The sequence below is a fragment of the Nocardia caishijiensis NBRC 108228 genome (assembly GCF_001612825.1).
Classification (GTDB): domain Bacteria; phylum Actinomycetota; class Actinomycetes; order Mycobacteriales; family Mycobacteriaceae; genus Nocardia; species Nocardia caishijiensis.
The window spans coordinates 82721-100127 of record NZ_BDBE01000039.1; the positions used below are offsets into that span (position 1 = coordinate 82721).

Genomic DNA, 17407 nt, shown 5'->3' on the forward strand with positions numbered 1-17407 from the left:
CGGCAGCACTGTGACCCGTTCGAAGAGAGCCTGCTCACGTGTGTGGTGCGTCGTCGACAGCAGCGGCCGAGGAGTCGGCGTCGGTAGGCTGGCCCGATGAACGCACTCGCTGGCGCAGTGGTGAGGATCGCCGAGGATCTGGACTCGGTGACGACTGTCGGGTACGAGGACGATCCGGTCGACGCGGGGTGCTCACGGGCCGAGGTCGAGGCGCTGTGGTCGTCGGTGCGGGATTGGTACTCGATGGGAACCACGCCCGCCATCCAGGTGTGCCTGCGGCGCAACGGGAAGATCGTGCTGAACCGGGCCATCGGGCACGGGTGGGGCAACGCGCCGAGCGATGGGCCCGACGTGGCGAAGGTGCTCGTCACGACCGAGACACCGTTCTGCGGATTCTCGACCGCGAAAGGCGTCGCCGCGACGGTGATGTCGATGCTCATCGAGCAGGGCGCGTTCGCGGCGGAGGACGCGGTGTGCGACTACATCCCGGAGTTCGCGTCGCATCGCAAGGGCGTGATCACCATCGGTGACGTGCTCTCGCATTCGGCGGGTATCCCGTTCATCACCCCGCCCTATCAGGGGGCGGAACTGGCGATCGACGAGGATCTCGCGGTCGAGGCGCTCACCGCGCTGCGGCCGAGCTGGCCGCCGGGCCGATTCCGCGTCTATCACGCCTTGACCAGCGGACTCGTGCAGCGGTTGCTCGTGCGGCGGGCGACGGGCAAGCGGATGCGCGACCATCTCGCCGAGCAGGTGTTGCGACCGTTGGGCTTCCGGTGGACCAATTTCGGTGTCGACCCGGCCGACGTTCACCAGGTGGTACCGAGCGTGAAAACCGGTCCCCCACCGTCGCGCCTGATGCTGTTCCTGACGAACAAAGCGGTCGGCGGCCGGATGGACAAGGCGTCCAAGGCCACCAATGACGCGTTCCTCACCGCCGAGCTGCCCTCGGGCAATCTGGTGACCACCGCCGCCGAGCTGTCGCGGTTCTACGAGATCCTCGCCCGCGGTGGCGAATCGGACGGCGTACGGATCATGGACCCCGACACGGTGCGCACCGCGATCCAGCCCGCCGACCGGATGCCGGGTCTCGCGGGCCGGGTGAGCCGGGCGGGATTCGAATTGGGCGCTCGCCGGTCGAAATTCGGGCCGGACACCACCAACCATTTCGGTCGCAGCGGGCTGACCACCCAGTACGGCTGGGCCGATCCCGACCGCGACCTTGCCGGTGCGATCCTCACCAGTGGAAAAGCCTCCACCGACACGGACCGGCCGTGGCAGCTGGTCGCCCAGGTGTCGAGAATCCTGCGCCCACTACCACCGACCGAACGACTGTTCCGACCCTGAGGTGTCAGGCTCCGATCACGGCGTTCATGATGGTGCCCGCGCTGGTGGCGACGGCGCCGCCCGCCATCGCGCTGGCGATCATCTTGGGTGACTGCAGGCCGCCGCCGTTCCACTTCTCCCACGCGAAGCGGCCGCCGCCGTAGGTGATGGCGGTGACGCCGGACAGCAGGATCATCCAGGTGAAGTACCGGCCGAGCTGCAGCACCTTGTCGGCCATGGGCGGCGCCTCCGGCGTCGGGTTGCCCACCTGCGCGAGAACGATGCCGTAGGTGTCGTGTACAGCGGCCAGGATCATGCTCACGATCGTTGCTCCTTCGTCGGTTGTTCGTGATGACGCCGATGTCGAGAACGCATGACGCGGTAGAGCCAGATCTATTGAACATTCAACCTCAGGCGGGTCTGGTGGCGTGCACGACACTCCGCAGGCCACCACCGCGCCCTGACATGGGTATTGAACCGGCGTGCCCGTTTCAAACGGCACGACCCGGCGTCAGGGAAATTCGAGACCGACCTGTGCCGCGATGACGGCGGCCTGCACGCGCGACTGCACACCGAGTTTGCTCAGCACCCGCGAGACGTGCGTTTTCACCGTCGCCTCCCCGATCCGCAGGCGGGTGCCGATCTGCGTGTTGGACAGGCCCGCGCCGAGACCGGCGAGCACCTGCCGTTCGCGGTCGGTGAGGGCCGACAGGTCGGGTGGAGCGGTTTCCTCGGCGCGTGGCAGGGCCGCGATGACCGCGCGGGTCACCTTCGGGTCGAGCACCGCGTCGCCCTCGGCCACCGCTCGGACGGCACGGACCAGCTCGTCACCGCCCACCGACTTCAGCAGGAATCCGCTCGCCCCGGCCGACAGCGCGCCGAGCACGTAGTCGTCCAGGGCGAAGGTGGTGAGCACGAGGACCTTCGCGCTGGTCTCCGCGACGACGGCCGCCGTGGCCGCCAGGCCGTCGACCCGAGGCATGCGCACGTCCATCAGGACGACATCGGGGCTCAGCGCCTTGGCCTGGCGCACGGCGGCGGCGCCGTCGGCGGCTTCGCCGACCACACGCACCTCCCCCGTGGCCTCGAGCAGCATCTTCAGCCCGGCGCGGATCGCGGCGTGGTCGTCGGCCACGAGCACGGTCACCGTCATCGGGCCTCCAGTGGGATCCGGACCCGAACATGCCATCGGCCGTCGCGGACACCCGCCGTCGCGGTGCCGTCCATCGATTCGGCGCGGAACATCATGTTGCGCAATCCGTTTCCGTGGCCTGTCACCACCTCGGAACCGAGGGGATTGCTTGCCTCGACCACCAACCCGGCGCCCTCCCGGCGCAGTTCGACGTCCAAGGGTGCGCCCGGTGCGTGTTTGGTCGCGTTGGTGATGGTCTCGCCGAGGATCCGGGTGACCACGGCCTCGATCGCCAGCGGCATCGACAGGTCGTCGGGTCGTCGCAGCGTCACCGACCCGCCCGCCGCCTCGGCCGCCTCGATCAGGCCGTCCAGCGAGGCCAGCCGAGTCGTGACGGCGCTGTCGTCGGGTCCGGTGAGCAGTTCGATCGTGGTCCGCATCTCCTCCATGGCGGCCAGGCTGCTCGACCGGATCGTTTGCAGGACACCGATATTGCCCGGGTCGCGCTGCGCGACCTCGGCGAGGATCGCCACGGCCGAGACGTGACCGGCGACCGCGTCGTGCAGATCGCGGGCCAGGCGTCTGCGCTCCTCCCCGATGGCCGCGGATCGTTCGGCGTCGCGCGCGGCGAGTTCGGCGCGACCGGCGTCGCGTTCGGCGTCGACCATTCGCCGGGAGGCACGCACGGCGCGGCCGTAGCCGAGGGGCGACCAGGTGAGCGCGACCCCGATCAGACCGGCGTAGAGCGCGGCCCGCACCCCGAGCAGGGCCAGGGCGAGCAGCGCCCCACCGACGGTCACCAGGAACGCGAACCAGCCGACCACCACCGACAGCCGGGCCGACCCGGTGCTCACCGCCAGGAAGATCACGTCGGTCAGCGCGATCCACAGCGGCAGCGAGGGCCCATAGACGAAGTCGCCCGCCAGCAACACGATCATCAGGCCGAAGGCGAGCGCGGGCCTGCGCTGCGCGGTGAGCTGGATGGCGAGGGCCGCCAAGAGCAGGGCCAGTTTCGCGGCGGGCGGGTAGAGATCGCGGTCGACGACGATGGACCAGCCACCGACCCCCCACAGCAGCAATCCGACGAGGAAGACCCCGACGGCCGCGGAGGTAGCGCTGTCGAACGCCGCCACGAGCCGGTCCATGGGCGCGCGGACGGTGGGCATCTGCTCATTCCAGCACATCGGGCGGTGCTAGACGTCCCCCGAAGGACGGACCCGCCCGCGACCGGAAGCCGGATGTGCCCACCGCATCCGGTTCGACACTCTGAACGCATGAACGAACTGACGAACCCGGTACTGCTGACGATCGCGGGGTGCGAAATCGGCTTCTGGGTGCTGGTGGTGGGCGGGTTGGCCCTGCGATACCTGCTGCGGCTGCGGCGCGCCAGCACAGTCACCCTCGCGCTGGTTCCCGCGCTGGACGTGGTGCTGGTGGTCGCGGTCGCGATCGACCTGCACCGGGGCGGCGAAGTGACGTTCGCGCACCGGATCGCCGGGATCTACCTCGGCTGCACGGTGATGTTCGGACCGCGCATGATCCGGTGGCTCGACGAGCGCTTCGCCCACCGGTTCGCGGGCGGCCCCGCGCCGGTGCGGGTACCGAAGTACGGGCCCGAACGCACCCGCAAGGAGTGGGCCGACTTCGCCCGCTGGCTCGGCGCGGCCGCCATCGCGGGCGCGCTCACCCTGGTGCTGAGCTACACGGTGGCCGACGCCGAACAGCGCGAACAGCTGATGGGGATCTTCGGTTCGCTCGGCGTGATCACGATGATCTGGCTGCTCACCGGACCGGTGTGGGTGACGGGGTCGCGGCGGAGTTGATCCGGGGCGAACCGTCGCCGACCGGCCCGCCGCACGTCGGCGGCGGCGAATCGTCGGCCACGCGCCGAGACCCGCGTCGAGAGCGGACTGCGATCGCATCCGATGCCCTGGGCGCCCGAACCGGCAGGCCAGGGCATCGGATGCGGAGGCTCAGACCGTGGTGGTGGCCTGTTCGTCGATCAGCTCCCCGATCCACGGGAGCACCGCCGAGCGCACCTCGATCGAGCGCGGGAGCAGCCCGTTCGCGACGAGGAGGTCGGCGGCGCGCTGCTGCTCGTCGAGAAAGTCCTCGGTCACGGGGTGCACGCCGAACGGCCGCCCGCGCAGCGCCGCTTCCCAGGCGTCGAGATCGGCGGGGATCCCATGGCGGAGCGCGTCGTCGACGAAATACTGTGCCGCCGCCCGCGGATTCTCGACGATCCAGGCATCGGATTCCCGCAACGCCGCCAGCACGGCCTCCACGGTGTCGGGATCGCCTTCGGCCAGGTCGCGGCGGGTGAACCACAGGGACGGGTGGCTGAAGACCGAGGCGGTGTCGACCAGGGTGGTGAGTTCGATGGCGGCCTCGATCTCGTGCAGACCGGGGTAGGTGCCGACCCAGGCGTCGAGCTCACCGGCCAGCAGTGCCGCACCGCCGCCGCGCACGTCCACGTCGATCGGTTCGACATCCGCCCAGGTCAACCCGACCTTGTCGAGGGCGAAGAGCAGCAGCGTGGTCTGCCACGAACCGTGGGCGATGCCGACCCGTTTACCCCGAAGATCGGCGGCGGAGGTGATACCGCTCGCGGCGGTCGCGACCAGCCTGCCGTTCTCCACCCGCGGGCCCGAGATGCCGAGGTAGACGATGTCGCGGCCGTTGGCAAGGGCGGTAAGCGGTGGGGTGAAGCCGGTGCCGATGATGTCGTAGCCGCCCTCGGTGAACAGCCAGTCCGAATGTTCGCCGGGCAGTGCGGTTTTCGGATCGACCCGTGCGGGCCGCGGCAGCGCGCGCAGGTCGACCCATTCGACCTCGGGCAGCAGCCGTTCGAGAATGCCGCGGTGGCGCAGGACGAACAGCGAGTTGTTGTGTGGGAAGTAGCCGACCCGGATGCTCATCGCGCGTCTCCGATCAGGCCGAGGCGGCGGGCTTCGTCGGCCAGCCCGCTGCGCTGCCACTGCACCGCCAGGTTCGACGGATCGAATTCCACCGAACCGCCGAGGGTTTCGGCGATCGCCTGATACTGCGCGCCCTCCTCGAGCAGCACCACGAATTTCGCCAGTTCCAGCAGACCGGCACGGCCGATCACATTGGCCCCGCCGTTCGCCTCGAAGATGGCGGCCAGGTGCGGATCGGTCTCGAGCTTGCTCAGGATGAAGTCGCCCGCGCCGATGGTGCGGTCGATGTGCGGCGGGATCTCGCGCGACAGGGTGTGCCGCTGGGATGCGGCGTAGCGGATGGGCAGGGTGCGGTGGGTCTGGGCCCAGCCACCCAGCCAGGGCGTGTGGATGTGCACGACCGAGGTGATCTCCGGGTGGGCGCGGAAGACCTTCGCGTAGCCGGTGACGAATCCGGCCGATCCCTTGCCGGACAACACCTCTCCGTCGAAGGAGGCCACGACGGGTTCGACCGTGCGGTCCGTGGCCCAGGGGCCCGGTTCGTTGAGGGCGACGGCGATCTCGGTGCCCGGCACGCGCTCGACGAAGTTGACGGTGCCGTTGCCGGTGACGGTTCCGGTCTCCCGGAAGACCCGGAACGCGGTCTCGGCGTCGTGGGTGGCCGCCGCGACGAAGGCTGTCACGGTCTCCGGCAGCAGGGTTTCGGTGGTGGTCATGGGGACTCCTGTGGTTATCGGGACGTCGCGAGGACGGTGTCGGTGGGCGGGGCGGTGAGCCGGGAACGGCCGAGTAGCGGCAGCACTTCCTCACCGACCCGGTAGGCCTCTTCCAGGTGCGGGTTGCCCGCGAGGATGAAGGCGTCGACGCCGAGGTCGATCAATTCGTCGAGCCGCTGGGCGACCTGTTCGTAGCTGCCGACCAGGCCGAAGGCCGGGCCGCCCCGGATCAGGCTGAAACCGCACCAGACATTGGGCTGGACTTCCAGATCGCGGTAGCCGGTGATGTTCTCGGGCACCCAGCCCTTGATCCGGGCGGCGCCGACCGAGTCACCCTGGGCCGCACGGTTGGCGGCGTCGCGGTCGACGAAAGCCCAGCCCTGCTCGATCTCGGCCCACGCGGCTTCTTCGGTGTGGCGGGCGACGATGTCGATGCGGACGGCGAACTTCGGTGTGCGTCCGGTGGTTTCGGCGTTGCGCCGCACACCGTCGAATTTGGCGCGCAGGTCGGCGTAGGGCTCGAGCCAGGACAGGTAGTAGTCGGCGTGGCGACCTGCGGCGGCCACGGCGGCACCCGACGAACCGGAGAAGTACACCTCCGGGAAGGGCTGACCGGCCAGTCCAGGTGGCAGCGCGGCACCTTCGGTGCGGAAGAAGCGGCCGTCGTGATCGAAGGGTTCACCATCCCAGACCCCGCGCAACACGTCGAGGAACTCGCTCGTGCGCGCGTAGCGGTCGTCGTGGGAAACCTTGTCGCCCCACCACAATTGGGCCGGACCGCCGCCACCGCTGATGATGTTGTAGACCAGTCGCCCACCCGTGGCGCGCTGCAGACTCGCCGACATCCGCGCCGCCTGCACGGGATGCAGGAAACCCGGCTGGAAGGCGACCATGAAGCGGTAGGTGGTGGTCTCGGCGGCGAGCGCGGCGGCGAAGGCCCACGGGTCGTCGGTCACCGGGAACGACGGCAGCAACCCGCCGAGGAAGCCCGCCGATTCCGTGGCCTTGGCGACCGCGGCGACGTGGTCGAGGTAGGTGTACTGGTCGAGTGCGCCACCCCGGACGGCCGGGGCGATATTGCCGGGACCGTAGCCGCCCGCGTTGCCCCGGTTGTAGCGGCGCGGCGTGCGCAGCGAGGCGTGGTCACCCTCCATGCCGATGCGCCAATAGACGTCGATGGTCATGCGGTGAGCTCCTGAGCGAGTGTGCGACCCGAGGGGTCGGCGAGGAAGAGCAGATGTTCGCCCGCGCGGTGGATCTCCTCGATGGCGGGGTGGCCCGACAGCACGAAGGTCCGCACGCCGTCGGCCGCGTACGTCGACAGCTGCTGTGCCACCTGCGCGTAGCTACCGACCAGGCCGATGCGCTGGTCGTAGCCGAACGCCTCGAAACCGGCCCAGCGTCCGGCACCGAGCGCGTGGTCGGCGACGGTGTCGGATCGGTCGAGTTCGTTCCAGAGGCGATGCACGCGCGCCCAGGCTTCGTCTTCGGTCTCCCTGGCGATGATCGGCAGCTCGAGCCCCACTCGCACGTCCCGACCGGCCGCGGCGGACCGCTGCGCCAAGTCGGCGACCACACCGCTGATTCCCTCCACCTGTTCGGCGAACAGGTGGAGGTCCGCGTGCGCGGCCGAGAGCGCGAGCGCGGCGGGCGTGGTCCCGCTCAGCTGCACCTCCGGGAACGGCAGCCCGGACAGGATTCCCCGGAAACCACCGTCGGCCACGTCGTAGTAGCGGCCCGCGTAGTCGAAGCCGGTGCCCGCGAATCCCGCTGCGCCGACCTCGGTCTCGTTCCAGACACCGCGCGCGACGGTGAGGAACTCCGCGGCCCGGTCGTAGCGTTCGGCACCGGTGAGCAGGTCACCGCGCGTGCGGGCCTCGGCCTCGTCGGTGTCGACGGCCAATCGCCAGTTCAGGCGACCGGCCGAGTGCCGCTGCAGGGTCGCCGACACCTTGGCCGCGTACACCGGTGTGCCGAAGGCGGGCTGGAATTCGACCGTCACGCGGGCGTAGCGGGTAGCGCGCAGGGCCGCGGCCGCCACAATCCAGGATTCCTCGCCGAGGGGATCGTAGGGTGCGAGTACTCCGTCGAAGCCGGTCAGTTCGGCCGCGTCGACGATCTGGGCGAGCTCGTCGAACGGACCGAAGCGGTCGGGGCGCACATCGGTGGTCTCGACGCCACCGGGCCGCGGCCCGAACCCGCCGCGTCCACGCCGCGCCGGATCGGCGCGTCGGCCGTCGCCCCGGCTGGGGAGCCGCCAGAGGAACTCGGTCATGCCGACACCCGCTCGGCGGCGACGATCTCGTGCGCCCGCGCCAACGGCTCGGGGGCCACCCAGGATTCGAGGTCGAAATCGGCGGCAAGGAAGCCGTGGGTGTAGAGGAACTGTTTCTGCACACCGAGCAGTTCGACGCGTTCGTCGGTGAGCGAGGGGTGCAGGCCGCGATGGAACTCGGCACCGTAGGCGGCGACGACGCCCGAGGGGCCGGACAGTGTTTCGCGCTGCAGCACCGTCCGGACCCCGTCGAGGTCATTGGCTGCCCAGTCGGCGGCACGCAGGCTCTGCGCCAGGAAACCGACGACGACCTCGGGCCGGGATTCCAGCAGATCGGCGTGCACCGTGATCGGGCGCGGGGTGCCGTTGTTGACCCGCAGGTGCTTGGTGGCCGAGGCGTCGAGGTCGACCGCGACCCGCAGGCCGTGTTCGACCGCCACCTCCTTGGCACGGGCGCCCTTGACGTAGATCGCGTCGACCGTGCCGTCGAGCAGTTCGGGCACACCCCAGGTCACCGAGCGGCGAGCGGTCTGGATCTCGGTGCGCACCTGCGGTTCCCGCTCGACGTCGAGTTCGACGACGCGCACATCGGACAGCGTGAGACCGGCCGGGCGCAGGGCGTTGGCGAAGCCGTGCAACGCCATCGCGCGCGGGAAGCTGCGAGCCTGGTCCTGCGCCCAGGCGGGGATCCCGACACGCAGTCCGGCCAGCCCGGCGGCGTCGGTGACCGGCGACTCGGGGCCGACCAGGATCGCCTGGGACTCGTCGATCCAGGTGAGACCGATCAGGCGGGTCGGCGAACCCTGTGCGCGCGCGGCCAGGGCAGGCACATTGCCGCCCTCGCGGATCAGTCCGGACAGGTCGTGCAGGAAGTGGTGTCCGGCGAGTTCCGGGTCCGCGTCCTGCAGGACGCCGAACGCGAGACCCGCGCTCGCGGCGGTCTCACCGAGCCAGCCGAGGCTGTGCGCCAGGCCGCTCGCGGTGGGCACGGGGCAGCGGGTGTACCACAGGGTTTCGGTCATGACAGGCTCCTTGCATGTGGTCCGACACCGAGTTGGGCGAGGAATCGCGTTCGGTAGCCGAGTGTTTCGGGCGCGGCGTGATCGCGCGGGTGGGGTAGGTCGACGGTCTCGTCCACGGCGAAACGGCCGCGGTCGAGGATGATCACCCGGTCGGCGAGTCGAATCGCCTCGTCCACATCGTGGGTCACCATGAGGACGGCGGGCCGGTGACGGGCGACCAGATCGCCGACCAAGTCCTGCATGCGCAACCGGGTCAGCGCGTCCAGTGCCGCGAACGGCTCGTCGAGCAGCAGCAGTTCGGGTTCGCGGACCAGGGCCCTGGCCAGGGCGGCGCGCTGCGCCTCGCCGCCGGACAACGTGGCGGGCCATTGCTTCGCCTTGCCGTCGAGGTGTACTTCGGTCAGTGCGCGCAGACCGGCGTCGCGCTGTGCCCTGCCGCGCCGCAGACCGACGATCACGTTGGCCAGCACCCGTTTCGACGGAATCAGGCGCGGTTCCTGATACACGGTGGTGCGGCGTGGCGGCACCAGAACCGCACCGGCATCGGGTGTTTCGAGACCGGTGAGCAAGCGCAGCAGCGTGGTCTTGCCGGTGCCGCTCGGGCCGAGCAGCACCACGAACTCGCCGCGGCGGATGGTGAGGTCGACACCGTCGAGCACGGTATTGTCGCCGAAGGCCTTGCGCAGACCGGTGATCGACACCGCCACCGGGTCAACCGCCACGTCGAGCGGGGCGGCCGCTGTTGTCGTCATCGGATCGCCACCTGCTTGCGCCAGGGCAACGCGTACCGTTCCGCGAGCCGTACGAGTGCGTCGAACACCAGACCGAGCAGCGCGTAGAGGACCACGCACAGCACCATGTAGTCGGTGCGGTTGTACTCCTGGGCCAGGGTCACCAGGTAGCCGACGCCCTGCTGGGTGCCGACCTGTTCGGCGGCGATCAGCGCCGTGATGCTGATCGACAGGCACACCCGCAGCGCCATCAGGATGCCGGGCAGGGCGGCGGGCACGATCACCTCGGCGACGAGCCGGGTTCCGGTGAGCCCGAAGCCGCGCGCCGCCTCGACCATCTTGCGGTCCACATTGCGCACACCGAGGTAGGTGTAGGCGTACATCGGCGCTGTGGTCGCCACCGCGATGAGCAGCACCTTGTAGAGCTCGTCGATACCGAACCAGGCGATGAACAGCGGCACCAGGGCCAAGAACGGCACCGCCCGCACGATCTGCATGGTCGAGTCGACCAGTTCCTCGCCGAGCGCCGACAGCCCCGACAACAGGCCGAGCACCAACCCGACCCCGACTCCGATCGCCACCCCGGCGGCGGCGCGACCGAACGAGGCGAGCGCGAAGTCGAGCAACTGGCCGCTGCCCGCCAGCTCGACCAGCGCCGACCAGACCGCGCCGGGTCCGGCGATCACCCGTGGCGAGATCGCGCCGCTGGCCGTGCCCGCCCACCAGGCGAGCACGATGACGGCGGGCAGCAGTGCCCGCAAGCCGAGCGACAACCACCGTGGCCGCTGCCTGGTGCACCGCACCGGTGGTGCGGCGAGGGCGAGAGTGCTCATCTTCACTTGTCCTTCAACGCGGCGAGCTGTTCGGGGGTCAGCTTGGATTTCAGGTCGTAGAAGATGTCGGCCGCGGTGATGCGGCGGGTGATGACACCGTTGTCGGCGAAGGTGTTCACCACGTCGGCCAGATCGGTCGCGTCGGAGTCGACGGGCAGCCGCGGTACGGAGGCCTGCGCGCCCACCCGGATGGCGTCGGCCAGCCGTTCACCGGTGAGCGCGCGGGGACCGGACTTCTCGAAGACGTTCTCGAAATCGGCCGGTGCCGTCTTCTGTTTCGCGGTGAGCCCCTGCAGGACTTCCAGGTACTTCGCGGCGACGTCCGGGCGTTCGTCGAGGATCTCGGTGCGGAACACCACCACGGAGTTGTCCTTGGAACCGATCTGCTTCTCGGTGGTGATCTCCACCGCGCCCGCGGCCTTGGCCTCCTGGTAGGGCACCAGGAACGACGCCCAGGCGTCGACCTTGCCGGTCGCGAACGCCGAGGCGGCGTCCTTCTGCTGCAGCGGAACGCGGGTGACCTGATCGGCCGGGATACCGGCCTGGGCAAGGGCTTTGAGCGTGATGTACTCACCCTTGCCCGCCGGGTTCACCGCGATCCGCTTGCCAGCCAGTCCGGCCACCGTGGTCACGCCCGACTCCGGCCGGACGACGATTCCACTCTGGTCCTGGCCCGCCGGGTCGGCCACCGCGACGATCTTCACGCCGACATCCTTGGACAGCGCGCCGACGACGGGGCTGAAGGCGGCGCCCGAGACGTCGAGTTCGCCGGTGTTGAACAGTTTCAGCATGGAGCTGAAACCCGGTGTGGTGCTGACCCATTCGATCTTGGCACCCAGCGGCGCGAGGGCCGCGTCGAAGGTGCCGTCGCGTTTGCCGACCGCCAGCGGGCCGCTGTTGCCCGGATCGGTGACCTTGAGAACGTACGTGGCGTGTGCCCCCTGCTCCGGCGTCGAGCCGGAGCCACATGCCGCGACGAGGACGACGACGGGGGCGATCGCGAGGGCGATCCGCGAGAAGGCCGACAGCCTGCGCGACATTCGGGGCTCCTGTTCGGGGGGGGTAGATGTCCTCGGAGCGTACGAGCGCCCAGGACCCCGAACAAGGTATGCCTTTCCGTGGATCGGAAAGCTTGACAGGAACACATCGGCGGAATTATGGCGAATACCGAAGCGTTGCGTCACAGCCCTTTCCATCTACCGGAATACGCGGCCCGGCTGGTGCCTGCGCCTGTGTTACCTTCGGTTCGTGGAGACAGCCAGCGTGCAGACCGTGACCCGAGCCCTGTCGGTGCTCGACTGCTTTCGTGGCGGCGAGGAACGCGGCGTCTCGGAAGTCGCACGCGCACAAGGACTCGCGGTCAGCACCACCCACCGGTTGCTCGGTGCGCTGGTGCAGGCGGGCTTTCTGGAGAAGGACGCCGAGTCCAGTCGGTATCGCATGGGCGGGGCCCTGGCCGAATACGGCCAGATCGCCTACCGCCAGCACAAGATCTACCTCGCCGAGCCCTGCCTGGAACAGCTGGCCGCCACCACCGGGGCGACGGGCTCGGTCGCGACCCGTCACGGAATCCACGCCGTGCTCCTCGGCACCAGCCGGTGGCGCGAGAGCGACGGGCACAAACTGCAGGGTGTGCGGCTACCGCTGCACGCCAGCGCCCTCGGCAAAGCCCTGCTCGCCTGGTCCGACGTCGACGACGACGAGTTGCGCTCGCTGCCCTACGAGGAGGGCACCGAGCGATCGGTCACCGGGCCGGAGGAACTCCGCGCCGAACTCGTCACCACCCGCCAGCGGGGCTACGCCTTCAACGACCGCGAACTCGACCCCGGATTCCGCACCATCGGTCTGCCGATCCTCGACCCCGGGGGTCGGTGCCGGTTCGCGCTCGGCCTGCGCGGACCCGTCACGTTGATGATCGATGAGCGGGTGCCGTTCTTCGTCGAGCTGGCCAAGGTCACCGCGGCCGAGATCGCCGCCAAGTTCGCGGCGGCCTGAAGACCGGTCGAGCACGCCTTTCGATTGCCGGTGAAAACCCCGCGCGCACACGGGGTTACGCCGGATACGGTGGCGAAAGTGGTTTGTCGAGGAAAGGACCGCAGTGGCGACCGATACGGCGGACCCGGCTGTCGGGCTGCGTTCCGAGCGAGGTGCGGTACTCGCCTCGCTCATGCTCTCGACCTCGCTGATCGCGCTCGACTCCACGATCATCGCCACGGCGGTCCTCACCATCACCGATTCGCTCGGTGGGTTCGCCCTGTTCCCCTGGTTGTTCTCGATCTACCTGCTCGCCCAGGCGGTGACGGTGCCGATCTACGGCAAACTCGCCGACATGGTCGGGCGCAAACCGGTGATCCTGTTCGGGATCGCCGTGTTCGCGCTGGGTTCGCTGCTGTGTGGCCTGGCCTCGAGCATGCTCGCGCTCATCGTGTTCCGCGCCGTCCAGGGAATCGGCGCGGGTGCGATCCAGCCGATGACGATGGTCATCGCCAGCGACCTCTACACCCTGGCCGAACGGGCCAGGATGCAGGGCTACATGGCCGGTGTCTGGGCCGGGTCGGCGGTGCTCGGCCCGCTGCTGGGTGGTCTGCTGTCCGATCACGCGGATTGGCGGTGGATCTTTCTGATCAACCTGCCGCTGTGCGCGGTGGCGGCGTGGATGTTGGTGCGGCACTTCAGCGAATCGGCGCCACGGAGCCGTCAGCGGATCGACTACCTCGGCGCGGTGCTGCTCACGCTCGGCGGCGGGGCGCTGATCCTGGCCCTGCTCGAGGGCGGGCAGGCGTGGGCGTGGGGATCACCGGTGTCGATCGGGCTGTTCGCGGGGAGCACGGTGGTGCTCGCCGCGTTCGCCGTGGTGGAGACGCGGGTGGCGAATCCGGTTCTGCCCGTGTGGGTTTTCACCCGCCGGATCGTGATCGCCAGTAGCACGGTCTCGCTGCTCGTCGGCGCGGTCGTGCTGGGATTGACCTCCTACGTCCCGACCTTCGCCCAGGGGGTGCTGGGCACCAGTGCCCTGGTCGCTGGATTCGCCGTCGGCGGGTTGACCCTCGGCTGGCCGCTGGCGGCGACCCTGTCGGGGAAGCTCTACCTGCGCTGGGGTTTTCGCATCACCGCTCTGCTCGGCAGCACCCTCGCTGTGGCCGGTTGCGCCACGACGCTGTTCATCGGCGCCGGGACCAGCCCGTGGCAGATCGCGGGTTCGTGCTTTTTGATCGGCGGCGGGATGGGCCTGGTCGCCTCCCCCACCCTGATCGCCGCGCAGAACAGCGCACCGTGGCAGGAGCGGGGCGTGGTGACCTCGGCCAACATGTTCGCCCGCTCCCTCGGCAGCGCGCTCGGCGTCGCCGTGTTCGGCGCCGTGGTCAACACCGGCATCACCGACCCCGACCACCCCACCCCCGGCGAACTCGCCTCAGGCATCCACCTGGTGTTCGCCGCACTCCTGGCCATGGCGGTGATCATGTTCGCGGCCGCGGCCACCATGCCCGGCCGAACCGCCGACTGACCTCCGGTCGCGGCGGTCGATGCCCGAGCGGCCATCGCCCGACGCGGGGTGCCTCGGGCGGTGGTCCGTGCCGACGAACGTGGTCAGGCGGATCGCTGTTCGGTGCCGCGCACCACCTCGACCCGCTCCTGCGGCGCGAATTCGACGACGCGGCGGATGCGTGAGTTCGCGACCGGAGCCAGGTCGACGGTGATCGGTGTCCCCGATCCGGTGCGGGTGATCGCGGTGATCCGGTCCTGGAGGAACCCGTCGGGAACCGGAACCCGGATGATGTCACCCACTGCCAGTGCCTCCGCGGCGATCTCACCGCCGGTCGTCGGTGCGGCGAATTCACCGCACCGGGTCGGCCCGGTGCTCGCACCGAGTCCGCGCTCGGCGATGGTCCACCACACCTGCTCGCCCGACAGAGCGGGTTCTCGAACGCCGGACGCTGCCGCGGTATCGCTGCGGGCGCGCGGCCGTTCCTGCGACCACAGCGGCTCGCCGGGATCGGAAGTGTCACCGGGACCGCCGCGCGGGTGCGCGGAGGGCGCATCGGAGTTGTTCCCGGCCGGTGCGGCGGAGCGCGGGCCGAGCAACTCCGGTACCGACGGCCCGGGTGCGGGTTCGTCCGGAGCACCGTGCCGCGCCGACGAGGTGAGTCGCTGGTGCCAGGCGAGTACGCGGTCGCGTTCGGCTTCGGCGGCGGCGCGGGTTTCGTGCAGGGAGATGTGGCGGCGGGTCGGGGCGTTGCGTGGGTGGGTCGTGCCCGCGGCGCCGTCGACGACGAGGATCCAGCGGGCGCCGACGGCGCGGTCGCGGCGGGCCGCGACCCGGTCGGCGAGGGCGTGGCCCGGGGTCGCGCCAAGGCGCTCGGCGGCTTCCTCGATGCTCTCGACGAGACCGAGCGAGCGCAGCAGTTCGGCGGCCGAGAGTTCCGAGGTGTCGAGCTCCTGGGCGAGAGCGGGCATGGGAGTCCTGCGGCGCCACCCGATCCGGGCGCAGTGTTCGTGTTGGGTGAACCACAGTCGGCTGCCGGAACGGCGATGGGCGTCGATCACGACCGCCCACCAGTCCCACTCGGGTTCGGCGACCAGACGGGTCCGCACCCAGCGCTCGCGCTCGGCGGTGGACACCCGGTCCTCGGGTGGCACGAAGTTGCGCAGTGCGGTGCGGATCGCCGATTCCGTTCGCCCGAGCGTGTGCGCGGTGCGGGTCAGGTCCACGCCCGCGCGCAGGTCGTCGGCCAGGACGCGGTATTCCGATTCGCGCCAGGTGGTTCCGTGCCTCCGTGGTGGCCGCGGATCGCCGCGGTGGTCGTCACTCATGTCGTGCCCCCGTTCTCGCACCGCCCGGCAACACTCGCCGGGCCAGTTGTGTGACACCTCGACGATACCGCTGGGGTATGACAGAAAACGCTTGTCTGCCAGCGGCTTTCCAGCAAACGGCGACCCACCGCGTTCAGTGCGTGCGCGCGACCTCCTCGCGGCCGAAGGCGTAGTAGCCCGCGCACACCAGCACGCCCCACACCGCGCCGACCATCAGCGCCGTGCGTCCGCCGTCGGTCCACAGCAGCAGCACGACGACCAGGCCGAGGAAACCGAGCGCCGCCCAGGTGGTCACCGGGGCACCGGGCAACCGGTAGTCGCCGGCGGGCAGCGCACCGGCGCGCACCTCGGCGCGGTACTTCAGGTGGCACACCAGGATCACGCCCCAGACGACGATGATCCCCACCGTGCTCACCGAGGTGATGTAGGCGAACGCCTTGTCCGGCGAGATCACGTTCACCACCACACCGATCACCATCGCCCCCGCCGACGCGCAGATGCCGGTGAACGGCACCGACTGCTTGCTCAGTTTCGCGAACCCCGCCGGTGCCTCCTCGTGCAGCGCGAGACTGCGCAGCATGCGGCCGGTCGAGTAGATCCCGGAGTTGCACGACGACAGCGCCGCGGTGAGCAGCACGAAGTTGATGATGCCCGCGGCGGCCGGGATCCCGATCTGCTCGAACACCTCGACGAACGGGCTGCGCCCGGCGTGGAAACTGCGCCAGCCTGCCACCGACATGATCACCACGAGCGCACCGACATAGAACAGGCCGATCCGGAACGGCAGGGTGTTGATCGCCTTGCGCAGGGTGGTCTTCGGATCACGGGCCTCCCCCGCGGTCACACCGACCAATTCGACACCGACGTAAGCGAACACCACGATCTGCAACACCAGCAGGGTCTGCCCGAAGCCGTGCGGGAACACGCCACCGTCGGCCCACAGGTTGGTCACCGTCGGGTCCGCCGCGTGACCGAATCCGAATACCAGCACACCGATGCCGATCAGGATCATCGCCAGGATCGCGGTCACCTTGATCGCCGAGAACCAGAATTCGCCCTCACCGAACAGGCGCACCGAGATGAGGTTGGCGGTGAACAGCACCGCCAGCACGACCAGCGCGGTCACCCACTGCGGGATGTCGAACCAGTACCGCACGTAGTGCCCGGCGACGGTGATCTCGGCCATGCAGGTCGACACCCACACCGCCCAGTACGACCAGCCGGTGGCGAACCCGGCGAAACGGCCGAGGAATTCGTGCGCGTATTCGGCGAAGCTGCCCGAGACCGGACGGTAGGTGAGCAGCTCACCGAGCGCGCGCATGATGACGAAGATCGCCGACCCGGCGGCGAGATAGGCCAGGATCAGCGACGGCCCGGCCTGTTCGATCGCCGCACCGGAGCCGTAGAACAGGCCGGTGCCGATGGCACCGCCGATGGCGATCATCTGGATCGTGCGCGGATCGAGCCCGCGCGCGTAGCCTTCCTCCGACGGTGTGGTCGGGGCGTCGGTCGGCGCGGCGGTGGGTAGGCCGGGGCCGTCAACGGACATGGCGGGATCCTTCCTTCGTGTCGATCAGTGCTGCACGCTACCGCTGCGCAACCGTGCCGCCGATCACCCCTGCCGCTCGGGCGGAAATACCCG

General features: G+C 69.7%; 17 protein-coding genes. 4 read left to right on the forward strand and 13 right to left on the reverse strand.

Annotated elements, in window-relative coordinates; all coding sequences use genetic code 11:
- Nucleotides 1-96 precede the first annotated feature (96 nt).
- Nucleotides 97-1347 (forward strand): serine hydrolase, encoded by a 1251-nt coding sequence (locus NC7_RS21730; protein WP_067986021.1) that lies wholly within the window; start codon nt 97-99, stop codon nt 1345-1347.
- 4 nt (nt 1348-1351) lie between these two features.
- Here NC7_RS21730 and NC7_RS21735 read toward each other — a convergent pair whose 3' ends face one another.
- From NC7_RS21735 to NC7_RS21745, 3 genes are all read right to left on the reverse strand, one after another.
- Complete coding sequence (locus tag NC7_RS21735) at nt 1352-1642, reverse strand: hypothetical protein (protein WP_174550258.1); 291 nt, start codon at nt 1640-1642, stop codon at nt 1352-1354.
- A gap of 195 nt (nt 1643-1837) precedes the next feature.
- Complete coding sequence (locus NC7_RS21740; protein WP_067986023.1) at nt 1838-2479, reverse strand: response regulator; 642 nt, start codon at nt 2477-2479, stop codon at nt 1838-1840.
- Nucleotides 2476-3624, reverse strand: coding sequence for a sensor histidine kinase (locus tag NC7_RS21745; protein WP_236573605.1), 1149 nt, complete (start codon nt 3622-3624; stop codon nt 2476-2478). Before NC7_RS21745 ends, NC7_RS21740 begins: the two co-directional genes overlap by 4 nt.
- 108 nt (nt 3625-3732) lie before the next feature.
- Here NC7_RS21745 and NC7_RS21750 point away from each other — a divergent pair, with 108 nt between their 5' ends.
- On the forward strand, nt 3733-4281 hold the full coding sequence (locus tag NC7_RS21750; RefSeq protein WP_067986025.1) for a hypothetical protein: 549 nt from the start codon (nt 3733-3735) through the stop codon (nt 4279-4281).
- 150 nt (nt 4282-4431) lie between these two features.
- Here NC7_RS21750 and NC7_RS21755 read toward each other — a convergent pair whose 3' ends face one another.
- Genes NC7_RS21755 through NC7_RS21790 form a run of 8 tightly spaced genes read right to left on the reverse strand, consistent with a single transcriptional unit; the run spans nt 4432 to nt 11993 of the window.
- Nucleotides 4432-5376 carry an ABC transporter substrate-binding protein gene (locus NC7_RS21755; protein ID WP_067986027.1) on the reverse strand — a complete coding sequence of 315 codons (945 nt, stop codon included), beginning with the start codon at nt 5374-5376 and terminating at the stop codon, nt 4432-4434.
- Nucleotides 5373-6092, reverse strand: a complete 720-nt coding sequence (locus NC7_RS21760; protein WP_067986029.1) for a class II aldolase/adducin family protein — start codon at nt 6090-6092, stop codon at nt 5373-5375. The genes NC7_RS21755 and NC7_RS21760 overlap by 4 nt, the downstream gene beginning before the upstream one ends.
- 14 nt (nt 6093-6106) lie before the next feature.
- A complete protein-coding gene (locus NC7_RS21765) occupies nt 6107-7276 on the reverse strand; it encodes an LLM class flavin-dependent oxidoreductase (protein ID WP_067986031.1) in 1170 nt (389 codons plus the stop codon).
- Entirely contained in the window at nt 7273-8367 is a 1095-nt protein-coding gene (locus NC7_RS21770) for an LLM class flavin-dependent oxidoreductase (protein ID WP_067986032.1), read from the reverse strand. The genes NC7_RS21765 and NC7_RS21770 overlap by 4 nt, the downstream gene beginning before the upstream one ends.
- A complete protein-coding gene (locus NC7_RS21775) occupies nt 8364-9389 on the reverse strand; it encodes an ABC transporter substrate-binding protein (protein ID WP_067986034.1) in 1026 nt (341 codons plus the stop codon). The genes NC7_RS21770 and NC7_RS21775 overlap by 4 nt, the downstream gene beginning before the upstream one ends.
- A complete protein-coding gene (locus tag NC7_RS21780) occupies nt 9386-10141 on the reverse strand; it encodes an ABC transporter ATP-binding protein (protein WP_067986037.1) in 756 nt (251 codons plus the stop codon). Before NC7_RS21780 ends, NC7_RS21775 begins: the two co-directional genes overlap by 4 nt.
- Entirely contained in the window at nt 10138-10953 is an 816-nt protein-coding gene (locus NC7_RS21785) for an ABC transporter permease (RefSeq protein WP_067986039.1), read from the reverse strand. Before NC7_RS21785 ends, NC7_RS21780 begins: the two co-directional genes overlap by 4 nt.
- A 2-nt stretch (nt 10954-10955) precedes the next feature.
- Nucleotides 10956-11993, reverse strand: coding sequence for an NrtA/SsuA/CpmA family ABC transporter substrate-binding protein (locus tag NC7_RS21790; RefSeq protein ID WP_067986041.1), 1038 nt, complete (start codon nt 11991-11993; stop codon nt 10956-10958).
- A gap of 208 nt (nt 11994-12201) precedes the next feature.
- On the opposite strand from NC7_RS21790, the gene NC7_RS21795 reads away from it, so the two are divergent.
- Complete coding sequence (locus tag NC7_RS21795; RefSeq protein WP_067986043.1) at nt 12202-12948, forward strand: IclR family transcriptional regulator; 747 nt, start codon at nt 12202-12204, stop codon at nt 12946-12948.
- Between the two features lie 103 nt (nt 12949-13051).
- Nucleotides 13052-14458 carry an MFS transporter gene (locus NC7_RS21800; protein ID WP_067986045.1) on the forward strand — a complete coding sequence of 469 codons (1407 nt, stop codon included), beginning with the start codon at nt 13052-13054 and terminating at the stop codon, nt 14456-14458.
- 83 nt (nt 14459-14541) lie between these two features.
- Here the strand turns inward: NC7_RS21800 and NC7_RS21805 are convergent, their stop codons facing one another.
- Both NC7_RS21805 and NC7_RS21810 read right to left on the reverse strand, forming a co-directional pair.
- The gene (locus tag NC7_RS21805; RefSeq protein ID WP_067986047.1) at nt 14542-15765 is read right to left on the reverse strand and encodes a hypothetical protein; all 1224 of its coding nucleotides are present in this window, start codon (nt 15763-15765) and stop codon (nt 14542-14544) included.
- 133 nt (nt 15766-15898) lie between these two features.
- Entirely contained in the window at nt 15899-17314 is a 1416-nt protein-coding gene (locus NC7_RS21810; RefSeq protein WP_067986049.1) for an amino acid permease, read from the reverse strand.
- Between the last annotated feature and the right edge of the window lie 93 nt (nt 17315-17407).

Coding starts and splice junctions, on each gene's coding strand:
- NC7_RS21805 (WP_067986047.1), bottom strand. CDS start 15,765: ATGAGTGACGACCACCGCGGCGATCCGCGGCCACCACGGAGGCACGGA.
- NC7_RS21740 (WP_067986023.1), bottom strand. CDS start 2,479: ATGACGGTGACCGTGCTCGTGGCCGACGACCACGCCGCGATCCGCGCC.
- NC7_RS21735 (WP_174550258.1), bottom strand. CDS start 1,642: ATGATCCTGGCCGCTGTACACGACACCTACGGCATCGTTCTCGCGCAG.
- NC7_RS21745 (WP_236573605.1), bottom strand. CDS start 3,624: ATGCCCACCGTCCGCGCGCCCATGGACCGGCTCGTGGCGGCGTTCGAC.
- NC7_RS21810 (WP_067986049.1), bottom strand. CDS start 17,314: ATGTCCGTTGACGGCCCCGGCCTACCCACCGCCGCGCCGACCGACGCC.
- NC7_RS21750 (WP_067986025.1), top strand. CDS start 3,733: ATGAACGAACTGACGAACCCGGTACTGCTGACGATCGCGGGGTGCGAA.
- NC7_RS21775 (WP_067986034.1), bottom strand. CDS start 9,389: ATGACCGAAACCCTGTGGTACACCCGCTGCCCCGTGCCCACCGCGAGC.
- NC7_RS21755 (WP_067986027.1), bottom strand. CDS start 5,376: ATGAGCATCCGGGTCGGCTACTTCCCACACAACAACTCGCTGTTCGTC.
- NC7_RS21730 (WP_067986021.1), top strand. CDS start 97: ATGAACGCACTCGCTGGCGCAGTGGTGAGGATCGCCGAGGATCTGGAC.
- NC7_RS21790 (WP_067986041.1), bottom strand. CDS start 11,993: ATGTCGCGCAGGCTGTCGGCCTTCTCGCGGATCGCCCTCGCGATCGCC.
- NC7_RS21780 (WP_067986037.1), bottom strand. CDS start 10,141: ATGACGACAACAGCGGCCGCCCCGCTCGACGTGGCGGTTGACCCGGTG.
- NC7_RS21785 (WP_067986039.1), bottom strand. CDS start 10,953: ATGAGCACTCTCGCCCTCGCCGCACCACCGGTGCGGTGCACCAGGCAG.
- NC7_RS21760 (WP_067986029.1), bottom strand. CDS start 6,092: ATGACCACCACCGAAACCCTGCTGCCGGAGACCGTGACAGCCTTCGTC.
- NC7_RS21770 (WP_067986032.1), bottom strand. CDS start 8,367: ATGACCGAGTTCCTCTGGCGGCTCCCCAGCCGGGGCGACGGCCGACGC.
- NC7_RS21765 (WP_067986031.1), bottom strand. CDS start 7,276: ATGACCATCGACGTCTATTGGCGCATCGGCATGGAGGGTGACCACGCC.